Source organism: Pseudodesulfovibrio cashew (assembly GCF_009762795.1).
In the GTDB taxonomy this organism is placed as follows: Bacteria; Desulfobacterota; Desulfovibrionia; order Desulfovibrionales; family Desulfovibrionaceae; genus Pseudodesulfovibrio; species Pseudodesulfovibrio cashew.
Genome location: NZ_CP046400.1, coordinates 3848606 through 3870875, shown reverse-complemented (window position 1 = coordinate 3870875; position 22270 = coordinate 3848606). Strand labels below are relative to the sequence as shown.

The following is a 22270-nucleotide window of genomic DNA, read 5'->3' as shown; positions in this document are numbered from 1 at the left end:
GTCTGGCCCTAGTACTGTTTGCGCCGGGCAATGGTGCCGCCAACCACGCTGAAGGTGTTCTCCACGATGAAGATGGCTTCGGGGTCTACCTCGAAGACGGCCTGCTCCAACGAGCGCAGGCGCAGGTTGTCGGTGACCGAGAAGACCATGTCCACGTTCTTTCCCGTATAGCCGCCCTTGCCCTGAAATACCGTAGCGGTAACCTTGCGCACGTTGGTGATGTGGTGCACCAGTTCCTGTCCTTTCTGGGTCAGGATGCGTACGGCCTTGCGCTGGTTGAACAGGGAGAGGACATACTCGGTCAGGACCGAGGAGATGAACAGCATGACAAGGGAGGCGATGATCTTGTCCGGGGTGTAGCGGCTGAGGGCAACGCCCATGACCGAAGCGTTGATGAAGAAATAAAACACTCCGAAGCGCACCCCGTACTTCTGGTTGAGAATGACCGCGAGGACGTCCAGGCCGCCTCCGCCTCCGTATGTCCTCAAAATGATGCCGCAGCCTGCGCCCATTATCGCGCCCGCGCTGATGGCCGCATACATCTCGTTCCTGATGCCGAAATCAAGGTGTATGTATGGGGTCAGCAGGGTGACCATGGCCATGGTGAAGAGGTTCAGGAAAAAGAAACGTCGGCTGACTCCGCGCCAGGCCATGAGGAAGAGCGGTACGTTGAGGAAGAAGTACCAGTAGGCCAGGGAGAGGTCAGGGGAGAAGTTGTTGCCGACAACGGCGAGGCCGTAGAGCGCTCCCGGGACAAAGCCGTGGTGCGCGGCGATGCCATTGTAGCCCAACACGTAGATGAAGGCCCCCAGCCCGAGCAGGAATACGTTCCATGCCAGTGAATCAGTGAGTGATCTCAGAGGGTTGATCATACCGTTCCTCCAGGCGTTGCTTTTTGAATTTGCCACCATAGAGAGCGAACAGTATTCCTGCAAGAATTATTGCGCCGCTGAGGATCTGGTTGCGGTTGACGGGCTCGTCGATGACCAGCCAGGCCGCCAGGGCGCTGATGGGGGGCAGGGTGTAGTAGAAGAGCATGGCCTTGGGAGCGCCGATGATCTGTACGGCCGCGTTCCAGAAGAGGAAGCACAGGACGGAGGCGAATATGGCGAGATAGCCCACGGAGATGATCACCTCATTGGTGAATTGGGGCATGACCCACTGGCCGCCCGTCTCCCACAGATAAATGGGCAGGATGTAGAGGGTCCCGAGCAGGCACATGGCCATGAACAGGGATATCTGGCTGATCTTGCCGGCGACCTTGTTGACCAGGGTGTTGTAGGCTGCGGACATGAGCGCCGAACAGAGGATCAGGATGTCCCCGTGGGCGAACTCCAGGGTCAGCAGACGGCTCAGGTCGCCGTCGGTAACCAGAAGAACGACGCCGAAGGTGCTGAGCACGATGCCGGCATACATGTTCTGGCCGAGTTTCTCCTTGAACATGAACTGGGCCACAAGAGCGGTGAAAAGCGGGGAGAGGGTGGCGATGAGCGACATGTTCAGGGCCTCGGTGGTCTGACCGGCCATGAACACCACCGTGTCGTACAGGGAGATGCCGGTCAGGGCGAGGATGGACAACTCCTTCCACATGCGAAGCGCCTGAACTCGTTCACGCCAGAGCGCGCGTATCCCGAATGGCAAAAAGACGATTGTGGCCCCCACCCAGCGGAGGAGGTTCAGGGTGGCGGGTTCCACGGTATCAGCCATCCCCCTGGCGACCACGAAGTTGCCGCTCCAGTTGATGATGCCGAGTATGATGAAAAGGTAGCCTGCGGCCTGCGTTTTCCTGAATGCGTTCCAGTCCATGATGCGGTCCTAAATATGTGGCCCGTCCGGTTGTGACCGGACGGGCCAACCCCAGGCAGGAAAGAGAGTGAAAACTTTCTAGCTAGAGGATGTCGGTCTTTTTTATCGAGCTGGCCCCTGGGAAGAATGTGCTGCGCGCCGGGTATGGTCTGCTCCGTCGAGGTCAGGTCAAACGGAGGAGGGAGGTGCGATTGATATGGCGATGTTCGCGTTCGGCGCGCCACTTGTCATTTTCTGGAGGCTGTAGGAAATGACGTCCTTTCTTCCCAGGGGCCGGGCTAAATCCAGCAGATCCAAGCCACTCTTCGATCTGTTGCACAATGCGCCCTATGAGCATGCTCCGTGCCAGACGTGTAACTTGTTGAGATATTGACGAATATTTTATTGAAGGCCTGCCGTGGAGCAGGAAAAGGCGACACGCATGTCGTGTCGTGGTGGTTGTCTTCTTTTAATCAGCTGGAAATAATGTAAAAAAAGAAAAAAGCGACACATTGGCCGCTGGGCGACAAATGCGTCGCTTCATAGCGACAAAGTGTGTGCTGAATTGGTTAGATGCCGTATTTTTTCAGCTTTCGTTGCATGGTGCGCATATTCAGTCCAAGGTCCGCGGCCGTCAGGCCTTTTCTCCACTGGTTGCGTTCCAGGGCCTTGAGTATGATGTGGCGCTCCACCGCGTCCATGGCATCGGTGAGGGTGTTGCAGACTTCGGCGGCGGCAAGGGCCTCGTTCATGTCGTGCGGACTGTCCGCAGCCTCTATGCCGAAGTCGCTTAAGACCATCTCGCCGAACGTGACGTAGCGTTCGAGCACATTTTGCAATTCACGGACATTGCCGGGCCATGAGTGGACGTCGAAAGCGGCCCGGATTTTTCCCGGGATGGGGGGGGCCGAGGCGTCTTCGCCCAGGAATCGGGACATGAATTCCGCGCACAGGAGGGGCAGGTCTTCGAGCCGTTCCCTGAGGGGAGGGACGCGGATCGGCAGCACATGCAGCCGGAAGAAGAAGTCGGAGCGCATTCGCCCTTCCTTGACCATCTGGGCGAGGTCGCGGTTGGTGGCCGCGATGAGGCGGAAGTTGGAGGACATGGGTTCGCTGGCGCCCACCGGGGTGAACAGCTTGCTCTCCAGGGCCCGGAGCAGCTTTACCTGCAGGGCCAGGTCGATCTCGCCCACCTCGTCCAGGAACAGCGTGCCGCCGTCGGCGGCGGCAAGATACCCCTTGCGGTCCGAGGTGGCGCCCGAAAAGGCTCCGCGCTTGTGGCCGAAGAATTCACTCTCCATGAGGTTGGCGGGAATGGCGCCGCAGTTGACCGGCACGTAAGGGCCGTTCAGTCCCGTCTGTTCGTGGATGGTCTGGGCGACCAGGTCCTTGCCGGTGCCGGTTTCACCCAGGATGATGACGTTGGCGTTGCTTTTGGACGCCTTCATGATCAGCTTGAAGACCTCCCGCATGCCCGGGCTCTTGCCTATGATGCTGCCGAAGCGGTATCTGTCTTCAAGGGTTTCCTGGAGCTTCTGATTTTCGTGGAGCAGTTCGAACTCGCGCATCTTCTGTGCGCTGATGTCGATGGTGATGCCTTCCAGGTACAGGGGGGTGCCGTCATCGTCGTATACGCACTCGCCCTGGTCCCAGATCCATTTGAGGGTGTTGTCGTCCGGGATGACCCGGTAGAGCATCTTGTATGGGCGTTTGCCAGCGATGGCCGCGTCCTGTTCCTTGCGCATGCTGGCCAGATCGTCCGGGTGCGCCATGGTCTCCATGACGTTGTTCCGCTTTGCGGTGAAGTATTCCGGAAGCACGCCGAATAATTCGATGCAACCCTTGCTGACGAACTCCAGCGTCGGGCGGAGGTTTTCGTCAAGGGAGCAGCGGTAGGCCATGCCGGGGAGGTTGTTGAACAGCCTCGTCAGCTGCCGCTGGCTGGCTTGAAGCTCCAGCTTGACCTTCTCGTATTTTTCAAGACGCTTTGTTAACTCACTGCAATTAGTGTATAAGTCGTCGTATGATGGCTTGCTCATAACCCCTCTTTGAAGACGGTGTAACGACATTGATGTCGCTTTTTCGCGACAGATATGTCGGTTTATGAGGGAGCACAAGTATTATTTTATCCCGGAGAATGCCGGGTGATGGAGTCCTGCCGAGGAAAACACTCCACCTACTTGCCTATCTATTTGGATCTGTGAAGCTTATCGAGGCCGTACTCCGAAATTCGATATACCGAGACAAGCTGCCCGTCATCGTCCAGGTATGATCCCTCCTCATTGAGGATGCCCACCGCCTTGAGCGAGAGGAGGTGGTCCTCGATGATCGGGATGGAGCAGTATTTCTCGGATGGAAAGTGATCCCGAACGAGATCGTAGACAGCTTTGGCGTTCAATGCTTCGCAGTGGCTGAAACACTGCGCCACCATGGCTTTCATCGGTATGTTCTTCATGTCTGCCTCCGGGTGTTAGACAACGTTTCTCAGGCTTGCCATCTCTCTGGGGTCACCCACCACCATGACCATGCCCGTGGTGATGAGCAGAGCTCCGATGATGATGTTGCTGGTGATATCCACTTCCGTGAACAGGGCGGAAAAGAGAATGCCCCACAGGGAGTAGGTGATGTTGATGGCCATGGCTCGGCTAACGCCGGTCATGTTCATGGCTCGATACCAGCACAGATAGGCAAGGGCGCCCGCAAGGGCTGCAGTCGGGAAAATCCAGTTGATGGAAATGTCGGTCAGGGCGGGGCCGAGCAGGACATAGCCTCCGGCCAGGGGGAGAATGGCCAACAGATAGGCCGAGGCAGAGGTCAGTTGCCTCACGTTAAGGGCCACGGCCGGGTCCAGCAGGTCCATGCCGGAGGTGGCCAGCACGCCTTCCAGTCCCCAGCCTATGGTGGCCAGCAGGGCGCAGCCGATGCCGAGGTAGAAATCGCTGCCCAGGGCCCCTTCGGGCGGGGTGTAGCCGATGACCACTCCGCCGACCACGCACAGGGCCAGACCGGCCCAGGCTCGGGGGAGAATGCGTTCCTTAAGAAATATTGCGGCGAGGACGGAAGCGACCGCCGGGTACAGGGCGGTTATGGGGATGACGTAGGCCGGCCCGGCGAATTTGACGCCGAGCATGTAGAACGACATGGCCATGGGGCCGCCGAACAGAGCGCCGAGAATGACCGGTCGGGCGATCTTGGAGCGCATGGTCCTGACCAGCTCGCGGTTGCGGCCTGTGGCGGTGTTGATGAGCAGCAACCACATGGCGCTGAAGAGGTCGTGGAGTGCGCCCACTGTCAGCGGGGCCAGCAGCCAGTACGCTTCTTCCGTCAGGACGGTCGCGGCGAAAGACAGGCTCAAGAGCACGCTGTCGAAGCCCCATCCGATGCCTGAAAACAACGCCAATCCAAGTCCTTTCTTGGCAAAGGCGGTGTCCCTTCGCTGTCTGAGGGCCGCAAGGGGCGCGGTGTTGCATGCTTGGCTGGAGTTCATGTCTGGGTGCCTTGTGTCGGGGTTGAGGGTGCTAATGTTGTTTGGCAAAGGAGGGCGGCAAGTGCCGCCCTCCCGGTAGTACTTTCGCGTTCGCAAAGAGCCTTGGGACTAGGCGCAGTCGTGCTTGTCCCAGGGTTCGCGGGTGTCGCGCTGCAGTGCGACTTCCATGCGGCCGATGGCTTCCTTGAGCTTGGCCACTTCCTTCATCTTCATGTTCGGGTCCTTGAGGGCCTGGTAAAGGACTGCACCCATGCAGTCTGCCGGAACGGGCAGGTCGGCGACGTAGCACAGGGTGGCGACGACGTCGGCTGCGGTGGCGCCGCGATCCAGGGAGCCGGCCTTCTTGTTCATGCCCATGCCGGACAGGTACAGCCCGCCGGAGGTGGCCAGGACGGTCAGGGTCCTGCGGTCGGCGGCGTCGCCGAGGGTGGTCATTGCAGCCTCGAGAGCTGCGCCGTCCACGTCGCCGAGCTCGACAACGACAAAGGCGCCGTCATCCTCGAAGATCTTGCCTGCCTCGTCGGCAGCGACAACGGCTGCACCTTCGATGGCGCCGGCCATGCCTGCCAGACCAGTCCCGTCAAAGTTGGGCAGGGTCACGGCCTTCTTCATGAATTTGTCCATGGCGGGGCCAGCGGCGATGTCAGCCTGGCCGCAAACAACCAATATTGCTTTCTTGTCTGCCATTGTTTTCTCCTTGATTGCAGGGTGGAACCCTGTTTGTCAGTCCTGCCTCCCACCCGTCGATGGGATGGCATCCGTAATGATGCTGCCGGTCACGCGCTCCTTTCGGAGCTTTTCCGCACGGACCGCAACCAGTTCTCCAAGGGAGGCGGTCCAGTCTTTATCGACCCGGGCAGCTGAAATTTTCGATATGGCATCGCCCTGTGCGGGAACGGCCTTCAGGCCGTTCCCGCTTTTCCGGGCGAGATAGGGACTATTCGTGGTCCTGGAACATCTGGTAGATGACCGCGCCTTCCGTGTCGGCCGGAACCGGGTTGCCGGTGGCGTGGCAGAAGGTCGGGACGACGTCGACCAGCCAGCGGGGACGGTCGTAGACGTAGCCCTGCTTGACGCCGGGGCCGCGCCACATCATGACGTTCTTCAGCGAGCCGCATCCGGATTCGCCGGTGGGGAAGCCGTAGCCGTGCTCGGCCATGTACTCGGGCTTGAGCACGTAGACGACGTCACCAGCCTGCTCGCCGCCCATGCCGAAGACCTTGGCGTCCTCTTTCGGGATGGCGCACATGACCGGACGTTCACCGGTTTCGGGGTGCTTGTAGTCGTACAGGGCGTCGATGATTTCGTTGCGGACCTTCTCGTAATCCTCGTCCTCGACGATGCCGCCGGGGTACTTGGACTTGAGGTTTACGTAGACGAACATGTAGCGCTGGGGAACGGCCTTGGACTTCTCGGGGATGAGGTCGTAGTTGAAGCCTTCGGATTCTTCCCACACCGAACCGGCGTCTTCCGTGGAGCGGGCTTCGTAGGCGGTCAGACCGGCCTGCTTCAGGGCCTCGGCGGTGTTGAGAATCGGGCCGATGGGGGTGGCGCCGTGGTCGGAGATGACGCAGGTCAGGGTGTCGTCGGGCATGCACTCCATCATGGTGCCCAGGAACTTGTCCTCGATCTGGTAGATGGCGCGCTCCATGTCGAGGGCGGGCTTGCTGATCGCCGGGTCTTCGCTGTCCATCTTGTCCAGGTAGCCGTGGTAGAACCAGTCGATGAGGTGGGTGTGCATGTAGATCAGATCCCAGTCCGGATGATCCTTCATCAGCGTGGTCAGGATCTCGGTCAGCCACTCGGAGTGGAACTGGGCCAGCTCGACCACGGTCTCGTCATCGATGATGCCGTTGACCAGGCCGACAAAGCCCATGTCGTTGGCCAGGATGTTCTTGGTGAAGTCCACGTTCTTGAGGGCGTCGGCCGGAGCGCAGTAGCCCTTGGTTCCGGTGATGCCGGAAATGTACAGCTTGAAGTCCTCGGCGTCGTCGGAGAGCTCCATCAGCTTGCAGCGGAAGTAGCCCTTTTCGATCCGTCCGTCGGCGTCCATGGGGAAGTCGCCTTCGATCACCTCGGACCATTCGCGGACCTTGATGGTGAAGAATGCTTTGGAGAAATCCTTTTCCGGGCAGAGCGCGAAAACGTCGTAGCCGTCATCCTCGGATTCCCAGGTCAGACCGTACCAGGTCTGGGGAGCGAGCTTTTCCACGGCGTGGGGGAACTCCATGGGGATCGGCATTTCCAGGGGCTCCTGGTCCTCGATCTCCTCGGGGATGTTCTTCCAGCCGTCGGCTTCCTCGAAGCGGGCCTGGACGCCGATGGGGTAGTAGTCGGAGGCCACGCAGGACTCGGAGCAGAGGTGTTCCCTGTGCTCGTAGCCGGTGTACTGCCAGCGGCACTCGGCGGCGGACAGGCCTTCGCCCTGGACCATGATGCCGTTTTCGAGCTTGGAGGGCCAGGAAGTGGGGTAGTTGACCACCAGGGACTTCTTGCCGGCCTTGTCCCAGCGATCCCAGATGGTTTCGGCAGTCAGCATGCCGGAACCGAAAGCCTGCACGCATTTGGAGAAGTGCAGGGACTCGCCTTCGTTGTAATAGTAGTAGTCCTCGACACCGTGGGTGCGCGGGTAGGCGCCGGTGCAGATGGAGGCCCAGGAAGGCGGCGTGACGGTGGGCATGTTGTAGCCCTCGGTCATGTAGGTGCCTTCGGCCTTGAACTTGGCGAAGTTGGGGAGCGCGCCTTCCTCGATCAGCGCTTCAAGGCGCTTGGGGATGGCGCAGTCGAAACCGAGCAGAGCGACCCGTTTGGCATTGGTGGTCATATTTTCTCCTTTGATTTCAATATGTTATATTATTAATAGGGTATAGAAGAGGGTCCGGCTTCATAGCCGGGAGCCGGACCCACTTCAGGTATGGTTTTGTCAGGGTTATTCTTTGGTCTTGCAGTACTTGACCAGGGCGTCGTCTTCCTTGGTCATCTTGAACCAGGCGGCAACGGCAAAGGCGATGGGGATCAGCATCAATGCGCCCGCAAAGTTCGCGAAGATCTTGACTGGTCCGAGTCCGCCGAGGGTGATGGCGGCCAATGCCAGGCCTGCCTGGATGGCGGCCCAGTAGAAGCGGTGTCCGCGAGTGGGCTCGTGACCGGGTTCCAGCTTCGTGGTGGCTGCGCAGGAGATGACATAGGCGCAGGAGTCCACGGAGGTGGCCAGGAAGATGGTCGAGAAGATGCAGTAGCCGATAAGGACGAAGTGTCCCATGGGCAGACTGTTCAGGGTCGCGACCAGGGCGGCCGGGCCACCGCTTGCCTTGAGGATGCCCACTGCGTCCACGATGCCGTTAAGCTGCGCGAACATGGTGTAGCCGCCGAACACGGCGTGGATCATGTAGGAGCCTGCGATGCCGCCTGCCAGGCCCATTGCAACCACCTGGCGCACGGAGCGGCCACGGGAGATGCGGGCGATGAACAGGCCCATGAAGGGACCGTAGGAGGCCATCCACAGTGCGTAGAAGATGGTCCAATCCTGCGGGAAGGAACCTTCGGTGTACGGATCGGTCCAGAAGATCATGTCCCAGAAGTTGCTGATCATGTGGCCGAAGGAGCTGGTGAAGTTGTCCACGATGAACACGGTCGGTCCCACGACGAAGCAGAAGAAGACCATGGCCAGCGCGATGCACACGTTGGTGTCGGACAGGATCTTGATGCCTTTCTTGAGCCCCAGGGAAACGGACGCGGTGAAGATGACAGCGGAGACGGCCAGAACGATGAGCTCCATGGTGAAGCTCGGCTCGATTCCCAGAACCGCGCCGAGGGCGTGGTTGACGATGGGCACGGACACGCCCATGACCGCCGCGTTGGAGAACATCAGGCCAATGATGAAGAAGACCTCGATGCCCTTGCCGATGGCGCCGTTCGCCTTCTTGCCGATGACCGGTTCCGCCGTGGCGCTGATGCGCAGAACAGGCTTCTTGCGCTTGTAGTACATGTAGCAGATGGGCAGGGCCGTAACCATGTACCAGGGCCAGGTAACCGGACCCCAGTGAAGAAGCACATAGGACATGGCCCACTCAAAGGACTCTCGGGAGAGCGGTTCCGCGAACTGGGGCGGATAGGCCAGGTTGAACAGGGGCTCGACAATGGACCAGAACATGACCGCGCCGGCAACACCGGAGCAGAACATCATGGCGATCCAAGAGTAGTTGTTGAATTCGGGTTTCTCGTCATCCTCGCCGAACTTGATCTCGCCGTATCTGGAGAACATGAAGAATCCCGAGAGGAGCATCATGCCGACGGTTGCCCAGAGGTACCACGTGCCAGTGGTGTGGGCGAACACGCCGTATACGGTTTTGAGAAAATTTTCACTTTGCTCGGTGAAGAGAATTGAACAGGCGATGATGCCGATCAGAACCAGAGTTGCGGGGATAAGGATTTTCTTATCAGGTCGAAGATCTACACCTTCGCCGGTGCCGTTTTGGGCCATACCTCCTCCAATGTGGGTGCTGGCGATCCGGTGGTGCGCCATATGCGCCACCGAACCATGTTTAGAGTTGTAGCTTGGACTGACCATGGTCTCAAAAGCGGCATTTCATGTAGGGGAGCACCTACTCCCCTGACAACCGCCGCACCCCTTGAGCAATATGCAGGCCAAACTGTGTCAATCCGGCAAAATGCCTGTACGGATTGTGAAAAGGAGCGCAAACGGGAGCCCCTGTTTACGGCACCATTCTGCGACATTTTCGTCGCAAATCGCCAGGTTTAAGCAAAATATACATGATTACAGCCTGTTGTGTCGTGGCGACAATTTAGTCGCAAATGCGATAAATTCGTCTCCCTTTTCGCGCGGTGAAAACGCGGCTCTCCTCATGCTGACTCAGCCTGGCATCCGGGTATATAATGTAAATGTATGAATAGCGGATCTGGTGATGCGCCAGGCGGGGCCGTTACAAACGTATTGTGCTCTATCGAGTTGTCTTGAGCATTTATTATTTGATGCTCATGGCTCTTATCCATCGATGTTTGCAGTCCCTTGGCCGGGAATGGAATCGCTATGGGAGGTGGGCGGCGGCGCTGTCGGGTTGAGTGGGCCACTCATGCCGACATTTCTGTCGTCTGTTCTGGCGAGCAGTAAATATGCCGTTTTTTCATTGGGATGGAGGGATTGTCTGCTCGCTTTCCGGGTTCTGGTGTAAGGTGCGACTTATCTGTCGCATCCCTCTATTCTGCCGCAATCATTTGTATTTCCTAATTCATCTCCTGTCGTGCACGACAACTTAGTCGTTTCCGGAGGGCTGCATCTGTCCAATCCTGCGTTGAAGATGTGTCCTCTCCAAGGATGCGTCCCCACCCCCATAGCGATTGAGCCGGTTGGCATGGACTGTGCTATCGGCTCGCCACAAACGGCCTCGTTTAAAAAATCACAAGGGAGAACAACCATGGCTGAAGTTATCGTTTCCTACGATCGTGAAGGCGAAAAACAGACCATTCACACCGGATCCAAGATCCTTGGCGATATCGACATAAATTATGAAGGCGTTCCCGAGGACGAGCGCGGCGGCACCGCCAAGCAGTTTCTCGCATCCGCAGCCCTTTACTGCTTCTGCGGCGCGCTGGGCAAGGCTCTGGAAACTCGCGGCGCCACCTATGACCGCATTACCGGAACCGCCACTCTGGAGACCGGCCTGGACGAGAAGAAGCGGGCGCGTGTCACCGGTATCGTCCTGGACGTGACCGTCTACATGGATGAGGAGTACGGCTTCATTTTTGATCGCGTGGAAAAGATCATGAAGCAGGGCTGTCTTGTCACCGCCTCCCTGCACAACGCATTTCCCGTAACCTACAACATGCACCTGGAAGAAGACTAAGCTCCCTTTTATGGGGAAAACCACAGTAAAAGAGGAGTACACATGCCTTCCATCACGATCATAGGCGCGGGGCCGGGGGGATACGTCGCCGCATTTGAGGCAGCCCGCCGCGGCGCTCGGGTCACCCTGGTCGAAAAGGCCTCCGTCGGCGGAACCTGTCTCAACACCGGTTGCATTCCCACCAAAACGCTGAAGTCTTCCGCCGAAGCCCTTGAGACCGCCAACCGGCTCAAGGAGTTCGGCATTACCTCCGGTGAAGCGACCTCTTTCCAGGCGGACATGAGCGCCGTGGTCGCACGCAAGGATCGCGTTCGCAAAGTCTTGTGCGGCGGCCTCGAGAAGACCTGCGCTTCCCTGAATATCCGCATCGTGCGCGGGGTCGCTGAATTGACGGCCGACCGCACCGTCCTGGTTCGCACGGAAGAGGGCACCGAGGAGATCAAGAACGACAACATCATCATCTCCACCGGTTCCAGCACGCTCGACCTGCCGTCCCTGCCCGTCGATCATACGCATATCATCAACAGCGACGACGCCCTCAACCTTGATCACGTGCCCGAGCGCATGGTCATCGTCGGCGGCGGCGTGATCGGGTGCGAACTGGCGTTCATCTACCGTGCCTTCGGAGCGGAAGTGACCATTGTCGAGGGGCTTGACCGTCTCTTGCCCATCCCGTCTGTGGACGAGGACATGAGCCGATTGCTCCAGCGCGAGGCCAAGAAACACCGTATCAAGTGCGAGCTGGCCAAGACCGTGAAAAGCGCGACCGTCGAAAACGGAAAGGTCACCTGCGTCATCGGCGCTTCGCCCTTTGTGGAAGGGGCTGACGGCCCTGATTTCACTCTTGAGGCGGACATGGTGCTTGTGGCCGTGGGGCGTGTTCCCAATTCCGGCGGGCTGAAGCTGGAAGAGGCCGGTGTCGAGACCGACGGTCGGGGCTGGATCAAGGCCGACCAGGGCATGCGCACTTCCGTGGATGGCGTTTACGCCATCGGCGACGCGCTCGGCCCGGCGCGCGTCATGTTGGCCCATGTCGCCTCTGCAGAGGGATTGTGCGCCGTTGCCAACTGTTTCGGCGAAAACAGGACGCTGGACTACAGCGTCATCCCTGCCGGTATTTTTACCTCTCCCGAGATCGGCACCGTCGGTCTGTCCGAGTCCGAGGCCATCGCCAAAGGGCATGATGTCCGCACCGAAGTCTTCCAGTTCCGCGAGCTTGGCAAGGCGCAGGCCATGGGCGAACTGCCCGGGATGTTCAAGCTGATCTGCGAGCAGGGCAGCGGCAAGGTCCTTGGATGCCATATCGCCGGAGCTCACGCCACCGATCTCATTGCCGAGGCCGCCCTGGCCATCAACAAGGGCCTCACCGCCACTGATCTCGCGCACACCATCCACGCGCACCCGACCCTCGCAGAAGGACTGTACGAGGCAAGCGAGCGCTGGCTTCAGGGTAGCTGAAGCGGAGATCGTACCACCAACATCGCATCATCATAGGAGATAATCATGAGTGAACTGACTTTCCCCAACGACGTCCTGTACCACCCCGAGCACACCTGGGTCCGCATCGCCGAAGACGGCTCCGCCGTTGTCGGCATCTCCGATTTCGCCCAGGAACAGCTCGGCGAGGTCGCCTTCGTGGACCTGCCCGAGACCGGAGCATCCTTTGCCGCCGGTGAAGAATTCGGCACCGTTGAGTCCATCAAGGCCGTATCCAGCCTGTACATGCCCATCAACGGCACCGTCACCGAAGTGAACTCCAGCCTGGAGGACGACCCGTCCCAGGTCAACACTTCCCCCTATGGCGACGGCTGGATGCTCCGCATCACCGTGGAGGCCGAGGCCGACAAGTCCCAGTTGCTGAGCAACGCCGACTATGAGGCGCAAATCAAGTAACTCAATCCGACCCCGACCCTTATGCCGGCGCAAGGCATGGGGGTAACCTGGAGCGGCTTCACGCCCTCGAAACCGTTCCTGATACCGGGGCCTGCCCGACAAAGCCACAGCCTTTTCAGGGCAAGGCCCCGGCCATGCATCCTTCCATTGCAGGAGGTCAACAATGCGCTCTTCCGAAACATCCGAAACGCACCTGCGTCTGCCTCCTTGGCTCAAGGTCAGGATTCCCTGCAACCGGACCTATACGGCCACCCGTGAACTGGTGGCCGACCTCGACCTGCACACCGTCTGCCAGAGCGCCAAGTGTCCGAACATGTTCGAGTGCTTTTCCGAGCACACGGCAACCTTTCTGATCATGGGCGACACCTGCACCCGCAACTGCGCCTTCTGCAATATCCAGAGCGGCGAAATGGCTCCTCTCGACCCATCGGAGCCGGCCCGCGTCGCCGAGGCCGCTCGTCGGCTGTCCCTCAAGCATGCGGTGGTCACCTCGGTCACCCGTGACGACCTCCCCGACGGCGGCGCAGGACATTTCGCCGCTACCATCCGGGCCATTCGCGCCGTGTTGCCCGAGACCACCATCGAAGTCCTTATTCCCGATTTCCAGGGGGACGGGGACGCCCTGCGTCAGGTCATCGAGGCCTGCCCGGATGTCATCAACCACAACGTGGAGACCGCCCCCGCGCATTATCCGGATATCAGGCCCCAGGCGGACTACGCTCAGAGCCTCGAACTTATCGCGCGCGTCAAGCGTGCCGGTTGCGTGGCCAAATCCGGCCTCATGGTCGGCCTGGGCGAAACGGATGACGAGGTGCTCGGCGTCATCGAAGACCTTTCCGCCGTCGGCTGCGACATAGTGACCGTCGGGCAATACATGCGCCCGTCCATGAGCCACCCGGCAGTGGTTCGCTACGTCCACCCCGACGTGTTTCGTGAATACGCCCGCCACGGTGAGGAGAAGGGGGTCGCGCACATGTATTCCGCCCCCCTGGTCCGGTCGTCCTACAATGCGGCCCTGTTTGCCGGGATCGGCAAGGGGGAGGCATAGGATGCCCACGGTTGAAGAAGGCGTTATCCGGGAGAGCGCTGAGAACATGGTAAAACCCAAGTCCCGCTATTTCATCGGCGACATGAGCAAGATCTGCAACATGTCCCGGAAGACCCTGCGTTATTATGACGAGATAGGCCTGATCCCTTCGCAGCGGCACGACTACAACAACTACCGCTACTATACCTACGAGTCCCTGCTCGCGGTTCCCGTAATCAAGTATTACAAGCAGATGGGGTTCAGCCTGGAGGAGATGAAGGAGTTCATCAAGGGCGACTCGAAGAACGTCTACCGTCGGCTCCAGCGCCGTTTTCAGGACAAGATCAGTGAGCTGGAGACGGAGCAGGAGATGATCCGGCGCAAGTGCGTCTCGGTCAAGGACTGGCATGCACTCATCCAGGAGGCGGAGACCGTCTTGGAAAACGATATCAGTGAAGTGGGGTCCAAGTTCGTCGATTCCTCAACCCTCCTGTATTACGATCAAGTGTTCGAAAACGACATTGAGGGCTCCATCATCAACCTGGAGTTCACCAATTACATCGAGTCGCTGGGCAACGAGACCACCGGTCCGGTGCTGATTCGTTTTTCCTCCATGCAGGACCGGGTCGAAAACAGGGCGCAGCCGGTAAAGATTCTCCAGAAGCCGCTCATGCCGGTCAAGGACAAGCACGCCTATCATTTCGGGGGACAGATGATGGTTTCCTGCTACCATCTCGGGCCGCACGAGAGCATCCACGAAACCTATCGCAAGATATCCTGCTGGGCGCGGGAAAAGGGGTATGATCTGGCCGAGGAGGTTTACGAGCGCTACGTGACCGATTACTGGACCACCCGCAACTCTGCCCGGTACGTTACCGAAATACTTATCAAGGCCTCCCGCAAAAGAGGTGGCGAACAGGCGACCTGACCCAACCGCCTTGGGCGCGAGCTGGTCAGGCTTCACAAATAGTTGCAAAGGCTTGGGAGGGTTTTCTCCTGAGCCTTTTTTTTAGTCCATTGGCAAATTGAAGCCAGGTTTGACTTCCGGCGGAATAACGCACACTGTCCATCTTTGCTCTCGTCTTGCGTGGGGTATTTCAAATACGCTGCACTGGCGTGAGTTGTTCACGATTGTGATATAATTTTAAACGGCTTAGATCAGCTTGTTCCTGGGTGGCCGTTCTCTTGGAGATCCGTATGAAGATCGAAATGTGGATTATGTTTTTTCTGGCCTATCTGGTGACGACGCTGTCGCCCGGGCCGAATGTGTTGCTGGTGCTGAAAAACAGTATCCGGCACGGTTGGAAGTCCGCATTTGTCACCGTATTGGGGAATTTGTGCTGCCAGCTGTTGATTGTTTGCCTGGTCGCTGTCGGTGTCGGCCATCTCATCCAGGAGTTGCCTTTCTGGTTCGTGATCATGAAAACGATTGGCGGCGCCTATCTCGTGTACTTGGGGATCAAGAACCTGATGGCCTCCCGTAAGAGGAAATCCGTTTTGGTGGAGACCGATCCGGAAATGTCACCAGCCAGATCCGGCAGGAGCCTGTTCTGGGAAGCGTTCGGCGTTTCCGCGAGCAATCCCAAGACGCTGATTTTTCTCTCGGCCTTTTTGCCGCAGTTTCTTGATGCCGCACATCCTGCCTATGAGCAGTTTTCGATTATGTTTGTCACGATCTGCGGCATCGTAACCACAGTCCACCTGGGGTATTCGTACCTGATCGCTTCCTTTGGAAGGCGCTTTTCTTTCAAGGATTTTGGCCGCAGAATAGACAAGATTACCGGAGGCCTGTTCATCGCCATGGGGGGCGGTATCCTGTTAAGCGACCGGGTGTAATCCCGCCATGGATCTTGGGTATGCCTGGAGGGTATCCAAGAGGCCATCTTTCTGGTTGCATCCATTTCCGACTATGGATTGTTGAGGCTTAGGGGGAGATTCCTACTGAGCCTTTTTTGGGGATGGACAAGAATACATGATATATCGAGTAGATGTGTTTTGATGTGATGGTGAGGAGGTGAGGCGGGGCTTTGACGGAGTGGTGGGGAGTTCCCTTGATTCCATGGGAAATGTGCTGTTTTTTCTCGACCAATCAAGACAAATCTGGCATTGAAGTGCACAATTTTAGTCGCAGCGACACACCTGCCACGCCAACAGCTTTTTTATAACCCTTTTCATTGCGTGGCGTTTTTATTGTGACAGTTGCGTGAGGAGAATCCCCAATGGAAGCGAAACTTGCCAACCCCGGTCCGCTCGGACTGATGGGCTTCGGTATGACCACCATCCTGCTCAACATCCACAACGCAGGGTTTTTCCCGATCAGTTCGATGATCCTTGCCATGGGCATTTTTTACGGCGGCATCGCCCAGGTCATCGCCGGGATCATGGAGTTCAAGAAGGGCAACACCTTCGGTACGACCGCCTTCACTTCCTACGGTCTGTTTTGGATGTCCCTGGTCGGGCTTATCGTCATGCCCAAACTGGGGTGGGCCGAGCCGACACCCCCCGGATTCATGGGATGTTACCTCGCCATGTGGGGCATCTTCACCTTGTTCATGTTCTTCGGAACCTTGAAGGCGAATAAGGCGTTGCAGGTTGTTTTCTCCTCCCTGGTCGTCCTCTTTTTCCTGCTCGCCATTCGTGATTTCACCCACAACGAATCCATCGGCACCATCGCCGGTTGGGAAGGCATGTTTTGCGGCGCTTCCGCCGTCTACCTCGCCATGGCCGAAGTGCTGAATGAGCAATTCGGCCGCACTGTCCTGCCCGTTGGATGATCCATCCAGGGGCTTTGGCGCCATTGAAAATCAGGGTTCCAAGCATGTGCTTGGAACCCCTTTTTTGTGCCTGAAAGTATAGTTCTGCATATCCCTTTCATTCTAATAGGCTGGTTCCCGGTGTCGTCGAATTACCGCAAGTACGGTCTGGCGGCTTCGTAAGATGTAAAGAATTCGTATGGATGTTCGGGTATTATTGACAATCCATGTCGGGTGTTTCACTCTTGCGCCACTCAAACCGAGGAGTTCTCATGCCATCTGTGCAGACCATAGGTTCCCGTTCCCGCCGTTTCGACGCCATGGACAAGGCGTGCGGAAGGGAGCGGTTCGCCTCCGATGAATACCCGGAGGGAATGCTCTGGGCAGGGGCGTTACGCGCCGGAGTCCCCCATGGGGTGATCCGAGGCATGGATACGGCCCGGGCCAAGGCCATGCCCGGCGTGGTGGCGGTGCTGACCGCCGAGGACGTGCCCGGCGAGAATCGGCAGGGCTTCATCCACTGGGACATGCCGGTGCTGTGCGGCGACAAGGTGCGTCACGCGGGCGACGCCGTGGCCCTGGTGGTCGCCGAGACGCGGGAGGTCCTGTCCGAGGCGCTGGCCTCCATCATCCTCGACATCGAATCACTCCCCGTGGTGGACGGGCTGGACGCGGCCCTGGCCCCGGATGCGCCCCGGGTTCACGACCTGGAGACCGGCAACATCCTCAAAGAGGCAACCCTGCGCAAGGGCGACGCCTGTGAGGCGTTGACCCATTGCGCGGTGATCGTCGAGGAGACCTTTTTCACCCCCCAGCAGGCGCACTGTTTTCTGGAGACGGAGAACGGCACGGCGCGCATGGACGAGGACGGCACCCTGCACATGACCGTCTCCACCCAGGCCCCGTTCCGCGATCGCTTCGAGATCGGCCGGGCGCTGGGGCTGCCTCCGAACCGGCTGCACCTCACCGCGCCCTATCTCGGCGGCGGATTCGGCGGCAAGGACGGGGCCACGGTCCAGTGCCTCCTGGCCCTGGCCGCCATGCATGCCGGAGGCCGTCCGGTGAAGATGTGGTGGAGCCGCGAGGAGAGCCTGCTCGCGGGGTACAAGCGCCATGCGGCGCGGATGCATTTTCGTCTCGGAGCCGAGGCGGACGGGACCCTGACCGCCTTGGTCTGCGACCTGGACTACGACACCGGGGCCTATGCCCATCTGGGCGTGGAGATCATGGCCCTCGGTCTGGAGCACGCCAGCGGTCCCTACCGGGTGGAGCACCTGGAGGCCAATGGCCGGTGCGTCTACACCAACAATCCCGTGGCCGGAGCATTTCGCGGTTTCGGCGTGGCCCAGGTCTGCTTCGCCTTCGAGGGCGTGATGGACCGGCTGGCCGCCAAGCTTGACATGGATCCCCTGGAGCTGCGGGCGAAAAATGCCCTCCGGCCGGGGGACAGAAACGGCGTTGGCGTGGGCATGATCAGTTCAACCGGCATGAAGGAATGTCTGGCCGGATTGCGGGGCCATCCGTTCTGGCAGTCCCGCGACCAGTGGGTGCGCGAGGCCCCGCCGCTGACCCGGCGCGGGGTCGGCATCGCCGCCGTGCACAACGGCATGGGCTATGGCCGGGGGCTGGCGGATTCGGCGGTGGCCAAGGTCCGGCTGACCGAAGAAGGGCGTTTCCGGGTCTACAACAGCGTCAGCGACATGGGTCAGGGCAACAGCCCGACCTTCGTGCAGATGGCGTGCGAAATTTTGCAGCAGGACGAGTCCCTGATGGAGCTGGTCCAGCCAGACACGGAGCGGTCGCACCCCTCGGGCTCGTCCTCGGCCGGGCGGACGACCTATACCTACGGCAATGCGTTGATCAAGGCGTGCGAGGCCATGCGGGACAAGTTGCTGCACCGGGCGGCCATGGTGCTCATGGTGGACGACGCTTCCGTTCTGGAACTGGTCCCCGGCGCGGTCCGCCATGCCGTCACCGGTCAGGAGCTTCCCCTGGCAGCCCTGGTGGGGATGCTCCATCCCGACGACCGGTTCTGCATCGGCGAGGCCATGATGCCCGTGACCCAGGATGTCCCGGAGGGCGGTGAGGCTTTCCGGCTCGGCTTTCCCCATCTCATCTTTCCCTATGCCGCGCATCTGGCGCGTGTGGAGGTGGACGAACTTACTGGAAACGTGTCCGTGTCCGACTACGTCGCCTTCACTGACGGCGGGCGGGTGCTCAACCCGCAGAATTTCGAGCAGCAGGTGCAGGGGGCGGTGGCTCAGGGGCTGGGCTATGCCCTGTGGGAGGACTGCTTCGCCGAGGGCGGGCGGCTGCTGACCACGGACCTGAGCAACTATGTCATTCCCGGAGCCGGGGACCTTCCGGACATCGAGTCCCACGCCGTGGAGACCGAGGAGCAATCCGGTCCGTTCGGCATGAAGGGCATCGGCGAGGTGGGCATGAACGGGCCGCTGCCGGCGGTGGCGTCGGCCCTGTTGCGCATGGGGCTGCCCATGACCCGGGCTCCCTTTACCCCGGAACGAATCCTGGCCGCGTTCGACGGAGATAATTCATGATCATATCCTTTGTGCTGGATGGCGAAGCCCGTACCCTTGAGGTGGACGGCGGGGCGCGCGCCGTAGACATTCTGCGGGAGAGCTGCGGCGTGACCGCTCCCAAGGAGGGCTGCGGCACCGGAGAATGCGGAGCCTGCACCGTCCTGGTCGACGGCGTGCCACGACTCTCCTGCCTGATGCTGGCCGCCCAGTTGGACGGCCGCGCCGTGATTACCGCGCAGGGGCTGGCCTCGGACGGGCCGCACCCGGTGCAGGAGGCCCTGGCCGACCTCGGCGGGGTCCAGTGCGGCTACTGCACGCCGGGCATCGCCGTCACCGCAGCCGAATTTCTGGAGCGCCACCCCGATCCGACGCGGGAGGAAATCCGCGAGGCGTTGTCCGGCAACCTCTGCCGCTGCACCGGGTATCACAAGATCGTTGACGCCGTGGAGGACGCGGCAAAGCGGTTGGGAAGTGGGTGCGGGAGGGACGAATGAACGTACTTTTCCCCGCCACCGTCGAAGCGGCCCTGGAGGCCCTCTGCGCTGAGCCGGACGCCCACGTCATGGCCGGAGGCACCGACCTGCTGGTTCGGTGTCGCGCGGAGCAGAACAGGCCGGAAACCCTTGTCTGTCTGGAGAAGGTGGCGGACCTCGCCGGCTTCGAAATCTCGGACGGCCGTATCCGCATCGGGGCGGCCACATCCATGACCGCCGTGCTGGAGAATGCCGCCGTGCGGGAGCGTCTGCCCCTGCTGCACGGCGCTGCCAAGGTGTTCGCGTCCCCGCTTGTGCGCAACATGGCCACCCTCGGCGGAAACGTCTGCACCGCTTCGCCCGCAGCGGATATGCTCCCGCCCTTGTACGCTCTCGGTGCGGAGGTAGAGCTGCGCTCTCTCTCCGGGGTGCGGACCATGCCGGTTAACGATTTCATTGTGGGTCCGGGACAAATGGCCCTGGCTCCCGGGGAGCTGCTCTCCGCCATCATCATACCCATTCCCGAGGGACGTACCATCCAGTATTTTGAGAAGGTCGGGCGTCGAAAGGCCCTGGCCATCTCCGTGGTCAGCCTTGCGGCTCTGCTCAGGGTCGAGGATGGCGTCATCGCCGAAGCGCGGCTTGCGTGGGGGAGTGTGGGCCCGATGGTGATCCGCTGCCCCGAGGCCGAAGCTTTGCTCAAAGGACGTTCCCTGACGCTGGGAGCCCTTCGCGAGGCGGGCGAAAAGGTGCGGGACACCGTGTCCCCCATCAGCGACGTTCGGGCAAGCGCCGAGTATCGGAGACAGGTGGCAGCCAATCTGCTGTTGCGATTGGCGCAGATCTCGGGGGCGCACTAGGCACCTCGCAATGGCGAAGTAATCTCAACACGAAGAGGAACCGGATGAACGCACAACCCGAATATAATTTCGCCGCCGAGCTGCTGCTGGATCGCGGAGCCCGCTGGGCTGACAGGACCGCCCTGATTTGTGACGGGGGCAAGGTCACGTATGCCGAGCTGGCCGCCATGGCCAAACGCATGGCCCAGGCGTTGCGGAACAAGGGAGCCCAGCCCGGCAGCCGGATTCTCATCGCCATGCCGGACAGCCTGAGTTCCATGGTTGTGTTTCTCGGCGGCCTCCTGGCGGGCGTGAGCGCGGCGGTCGTGAACAACCGAGTGATGCAGTCGGATTACGAGGCTTACCTGGAGGACTGCGGCGCTCAACTCGTTTTTGCCAATCCGGGGCATCCCGCCCTTGACGCGGCGTCAGCCGTAGGGCGAGAGGCGATTGCCCTGGATGATCAGGCCCTTTTACGATTCACCGAAGGACTGCCGGACGACTTCGCTCCCCATCCCGTGGCCGGGGACGAAGAGGCCGTAATCTTTTATACTTCTGGCACCACGGGCCGCCCCAAGGGCATTCCCCATACCCACTCCGATTTTCGTGTCGTGGCCGAATCCGGCACAGCCTGCACCGAGCTTGGGCCGGACAATGTTATCCTGAGCACGGCCAAGCTGTTTCACGCCTATGGCCTCATGTCCTCGCTGAGTCTCCCGCTCTGGGTCGGTGCGGCGACGTTTCTGTATGGAGAGAAGCCCGATCCGTCCGGCATCCTGAAGGTGATTGCAGAGCACGGGATCACGGTTTTCACCTCGTCCCCCACCTTTTACACCATGCTGCTCATGAGCGTTGCCGATGCCACTCCGTTCGCCAATCTGCGTTTGTGCATGGCTGCGGGAGAAGGGCTGCCGGAGGCCATTCAAGCCGCCTGGAAGACCCAGATGGGCATCGACATCTGGCAGGCTTACGGTTCCAGCGAATCAATGACCATCAACATCAGCACCCGGCCGCCGGATTTCACCCCCGGCACGGTGGGGCGGGTACTGCCTCCGTATGAGGCGGCGGTCCTGGACGAAGAGCACCGGCCCGTCCCGGACGGAACCGAGGGTGAGCTTGCGCTCAAGGGCCCGTCCTTGACCAGGGGATACCTGAACATGCCCGAAAAGACGGAGGCGTTGTTCACCGCCGACGGGTGGATGCTATCCGGCGATCTGGCCCGGATCGTGAGCGGTGTGGTGACCGTACTGGGGCGCAAGGACGACATGTTCAAGGCGGGCGGCCAGTGGGTGTCGCCCGTGCGGGTGGAAAATGTCCTGCTGGAACATCCCGCCGTGGCACAGTGTGCCGTCACCGGAGGTGCCGTGGGGGCGTTCTCCCTGGTCCGCGCCCATGTTGTGCCCGCGAGCGGCTTCGAGGCGGACCGGGATTTGATGAATGAGCTGCGGCAATACGCGGCAGATCGCTTGCCCGAGTTCATGGTTCCCAGTGAAATATCGTTTCGTGAGGACATGCCCATGACCCCGCTTGGAAAGATTCAGCGTTTTGCCTTACGCTAAGCGCAACCTTTTCCCACGACGGCCAGTTCATCCCTTTTAGTCATACCCAA

General features: G+C 60.0%; 19 protein-coding genes. 11 read left to right on the top strand and 8 right to left on the bottom strand.

What is annotated here, in order from left to right; translation table 11 throughout:
* Nucleotides 1-8: 8 nt before the first annotated feature.
* The 8 genes from GM415_RS17725 to GM415_RS17690 all read right to left on the bottom strand — a co-directional run bounded on the left by GM415_RS17725 (nucleotide 9) and on the right by GM415_RS17690 (nucleotide 9755).
* Nucleotides 9-872, bottom strand: a complete 864-nt coding sequence (locus GM415_RS17725; RefSeq protein WP_158950560.1) for a YitT family protein — start codon at nucleotides 870-872, stop codon at nucleotides 9-11.
* A complete protein-coding gene (locus GM415_RS17720) occupies nucleotides 844-1806 on the bottom strand; it encodes a DMT family transporter (protein WP_158950558.1) in 963 nt (320 codons plus the stop codon). The genes GM415_RS17725 and GM415_RS17720 overlap by 29 nt, the downstream gene beginning before the upstream one ends.
* Nucleotides 1807-2354: 548 nt before the next feature.
* On the bottom strand, nucleotides 2355-3824 hold the full coding sequence (locus GM415_RS17715) for a sigma-54 interaction domain-containing protein (protein ID WP_158950556.1): 1470 nt from the start codon (nucleotides 3822-3824) through the stop codon (nucleotides 2355-2357).
* A 149-nt stretch (nucleotides 3825-3973) separates the two neighbouring features.
* A complete protein-coding gene (locus GM415_RS17710) occupies nucleotides 3974-4240 on the bottom strand; it encodes a hypothetical protein (RefSeq protein WP_158950554.1) in 267 nt (88 codons plus the stop codon).
* Between the two features lie 15 nt (nucleotides 4241-4255).
* Nucleotides 4256-5272, bottom strand: coding sequence for a DMT family transporter (locus GM415_RS17705; RefSeq protein ID WP_158950552.1), 1017 nt, complete (start codon nucleotides 5270-5272; stop codon nucleotides 4256-4258).
* Between the two features lie 108 nt (nucleotides 5273-5380).
* Complete coding sequence (locus tag GM415_RS17700; protein ID WP_158950550.1) at nucleotides 5381-5959, bottom strand: hypothetical protein; 579 nt, start codon at nucleotides 5957-5959, stop codon at nucleotides 5381-5383.
* Nucleotides 5960-6209: 250 nt separating this feature from the next.
* Nucleotides 6210-8096: an alkaline phosphatase family protein gene (locus tag GM415_RS17695; RefSeq protein ID WP_158950548.1), complete on the bottom strand. Its 1887-nt coding sequence runs from the start codon at nucleotides 8094-8096 to the stop codon at nucleotides 6210-6212.
* A 105-nt stretch (nucleotides 8097-8201) separates the two neighbouring features.
* Complete coding sequence (locus tag GM415_RS17690) at nucleotides 8202-9755, bottom strand: BCCT family transporter (protein ID WP_158950546.1); 1554 nt, start codon at nucleotides 9753-9755, stop codon at nucleotides 8202-8204.
* A gap of 952 nt (nucleotides 9756-10707) precedes the next feature.
* Here GM415_RS17690 and GM415_RS17685 point away from each other — a divergent pair.
* From GM415_RS17685 to GM415_RS17635, 11 genes are all read left to right on the top strand, one after another.
* On the top strand, nucleotides 10708-11136 hold the full coding sequence (locus GM415_RS17685; protein ID WP_158950544.1) for an OsmC family protein: 429 nt from the start codon (nucleotides 10708-10710) through the stop codon (nucleotides 11134-11136).
* Between the two features lie 42 nt (nucleotides 11137-11178).
* The gene (lpdA, locus tag GM415_RS17680) at nucleotides 11179-12594 is read left to right on the top strand and encodes a dihydrolipoyl dehydrogenase (protein ID WP_158950542.1); all 1416 of its coding nucleotides are present in this window, start codon (nucleotides 11179-11181) and stop codon (nucleotides 12592-12594) included.
* Between the two features lie 45 nt (nucleotides 12595-12639).
* Entirely contained in the window at nucleotides 12640-13029 is a 390-nt protein-coding gene (gene gcvH, locus GM415_RS17675) for a glycine cleavage system protein GcvH (protein WP_158950540.1), read from the top strand.
* Between the two features lie 163 nt (nucleotides 13030-13192).
* A complete protein-coding gene (lipA, locus tag GM415_RS17670; protein ID WP_158950538.1) occupies nucleotides 13193-14077 on the top strand; it encodes a lipoyl synthase in 885 nt (294 codons plus the stop codon).
* A gap of 1 nt (nucleotide 14078) precedes the next feature.
* The gene (locus tag GM415_RS17665) at nucleotides 14079-14984 is read left to right on the top strand and encodes a choline utilization transcriptional activator (RefSeq protein WP_242012294.1); all 906 of its coding nucleotides are present in this window, start codon (nucleotides 14079-14081) and stop codon (nucleotides 14982-14984) included.
* Nucleotides 14985-15253: 269 nt separating this feature from the next.
* Nucleotides 15254-15892, top strand: a complete 639-nt coding sequence (locus tag GM415_RS17660; RefSeq protein ID WP_158950536.1) for a LysE family translocator — start codon at nucleotides 15254-15256, stop codon at nucleotides 15890-15892.
* A 383-nt stretch (nucleotides 15893-16275) separates the two neighbouring features.
* Nucleotides 16276-16830 carry an acetate uptake transporter gene (gene satP, locus GM415_RS17655; RefSeq protein WP_158950534.1) on the top strand — a complete coding sequence of 185 codons (555 nt, stop codon included), beginning with the start codon at nucleotides 16276-16278 and terminating at the stop codon, nucleotides 16828-16830.
* A 251-nt stretch (nucleotides 16831-17081) separates the two neighbouring features.
* Nucleotides 17082-19367 carry a xanthine dehydrogenase family protein molybdopterin-binding subunit gene (locus GM415_RS17650; protein WP_158950532.1) on the top strand — a complete coding sequence of 762 codons (2286 nt, stop codon included), beginning with the start codon at nucleotides 17082-17084 and terminating at the stop codon, nucleotides 19365-19367.
* Nucleotides 19364-19843: a (2Fe-2S)-binding protein gene (locus GM415_RS17645; RefSeq protein ID WP_158950530.1), complete on the top strand. Its 480-nt coding sequence runs from the start codon at nucleotides 19364-19366 to the stop codon at nucleotides 19841-19843. The genes GM415_RS17650 and GM415_RS17645 overlap by 4 nt, the downstream gene beginning before the upstream one ends.
* On the top strand, nucleotides 19840-20682 hold the full coding sequence (locus GM415_RS17640) for an FAD binding domain-containing protein (protein WP_158950528.1): 843 nt from the start codon (nucleotides 19840-19842) through the stop codon (nucleotides 20680-20682). The genes GM415_RS17645 and GM415_RS17640 overlap by 4 nt, the downstream gene beginning before the upstream one ends.
* A gap of 44 nt (nucleotides 20683-20726) precedes the next feature.
* Nucleotides 20727-22220 carry a class I adenylate-forming enzyme family protein gene (locus tag GM415_RS17635; protein ID WP_158950526.1) on the top strand — a complete coding sequence of 498 codons (1494 nt, stop codon included), beginning with the start codon at nucleotides 20727-20729 and terminating at the stop codon, nucleotides 22218-22220.
* Nucleotides 22221-22270: the final 50 nt, after the last annotated feature.

Excerpts from the sequence above, each read along its gene's own strand:
- GM415_RS17725 (WP_158950560.1), bottom strand. The coding sequence starts at position 872 with ATGATCAACCCTCTGAGATCACTCACTGATTCACTGGCATGGAACGTA.
- GM415_RS17720 (WP_158950558.1), bottom strand. The coding sequence starts at position 1,806 with ATGGACTGGAACGCATTCAGGAAAACGCAGGCCGCAGGCTACCTTTTC.
- GM415_RS17715 (WP_158950556.1), bottom strand. The coding sequence starts at position 3,824 with ATGAGCAAGCCATCATACGACGACTTATACACTAATTGCAGTGAGTTA.
- GM415_RS17710 (WP_158950554.1), bottom strand. The coding sequence starts at position 4,240 with ATGAAGAACATACCGATGAAAGCCATGGTGGCGCAGTGTTTCAGCCAC.
- GM415_RS17705 (WP_158950552.1), bottom strand. The coding sequence starts at position 5,272 with ATGAACTCCAGCCAAGCATGCAACACCGCGCCCCTTGCGGCCCTCAGA.
- GM415_RS17700 (WP_158950550.1), bottom strand. The coding sequence starts at position 5,959 with ATGGCAGACAAGAAAGCAATATTGGTTGTTTGCGGCCAGGCTGACATC.
- GM415_RS17695 (WP_158950548.1), bottom strand. The coding sequence starts at position 8,096 with ATGACCACCAATGCCAAACGGGTCGCTCTGCTCGGTTTCGACTGCGCC.
- GM415_RS17690 (WP_158950546.1), bottom strand. The coding sequence starts at position 9,755 with ATGGCCCAAAACGGCACCGGCGAAGGTGTAGATCTTCGACCTGATAAG.
- GM415_RS17685 (WP_158950544.1), top strand. The coding sequence starts at position 10,708 with ATGGCTGAAGTTATCGTTTCCTACGATCGTGAAGGCGAAAAACAGACC.
- lpdA (WP_158950542.1), top strand. The coding sequence starts at position 11,179 with ATGCCTTCCATCACGATCATAGGCGCGGGGCCGGGGGGATACGTCGCC.
- gcvH (WP_158950540.1), top strand. The coding sequence starts at position 12,640 with ATGAGTGAACTGACTTTCCCCAACGACGTCCTGTACCACCCCGAGCAC.
- lipA (WP_158950538.1), top strand. The coding sequence starts at position 13,193 with ATGCGCTCTTCCGAAACATCCGAAACGCACCTGCGTCTGCCTCCTTGG.
- GM415_RS17665 (WP_242012294.1), top strand. The coding sequence starts at position 14,079 with ATGCCCACGGTTGAAGAAGGCGTTATCCGGGAGAGCGCTGAGAACATG.
- GM415_RS17660 (WP_158950536.1), top strand. The coding sequence starts at position 15,254 with ATGAAGATCGAAATGTGGATTATGTTTTTTCTGGCCTATCTGGTGACG.
- satP (WP_158950534.1), top strand. The coding sequence starts at position 16,276 with ATGGAAGCGAAACTTGCCAACCCCGGTCCGCTCGGACTGATGGGCTTC.
- GM415_RS17650 (WP_158950532.1), top strand. The coding sequence starts at position 17,082 with ATGCCATCTGTGCAGACCATAGGTTCCCGTTCCCGCCGTTTCGACGCC.
- GM415_RS17645 (WP_158950530.1), top strand. The coding sequence starts at position 19,364 with ATGATCATATCCTTTGTGCTGGATGGCGAAGCCCGTACCCTTGAGGTG.
- GM415_RS17640 (WP_158950528.1), top strand. The coding sequence starts at position 19,840 with ATGAACGTACTTTTCCCCGCCACCGTCGAAGCGGCCCTGGAGGCCCTC.
- GM415_RS17635 (WP_158950526.1), top strand. The coding sequence starts at position 20,727 with ATGAACGCACAACCCGAATATAATTTCGCCGCCGAGCTGCTGCTGGAT.